Below are 290 nucleotides of genomic sequence, written 5' to 3' on the forward strand. Positions count from 1 at the left end.
CTCTAATGAAGCTTTAATTGTATACACAAGTTCGAGCGGCAACACATCGGGATGAAAAGCGACAGTTGCAATATAAAAAGCTGGCAAGTGAAAGGCAATTAAAAAACTTACTAAGCGAATCATTCGGATGAAAGAACCGACAATCCAGCGGTTATTATAATCATCTGGTGATTGATAAAAAGCGAAAAACGTAACAGGTACGATGAGTACTGTTGGATCTCCGTCAGATAAAATAGCAACTCGTCCTTCCATTACATTTGCTGCGACTCTATCTGGACGCTCTGTATTTA

Annotated in this window: 1 protein-coding gene; it reads right to left on the reverse strand. The window is 39.3% G+C overall.

Annotated elements, in window-relative coordinates; all coding sequences use genetic code 11:
• Positions 1 to 290 (reverse strand): spore germination protein (locus tag ACSG5Z_RS31460; protein ID WP_435712912.1); only part of this gene is annotated, 290 nt, incomplete at both ends.

Origin of the sequence: Bacillus pretiosus (genome assembly GCF_051294775.1) — a bacterium.
Taxonomy (GTDB): domain Bacteria; phylum Bacillota; class Bacilli; order Bacillales; family Bacillaceae_G; genus Bacillus_A; species Bacillus_A wiedmannii.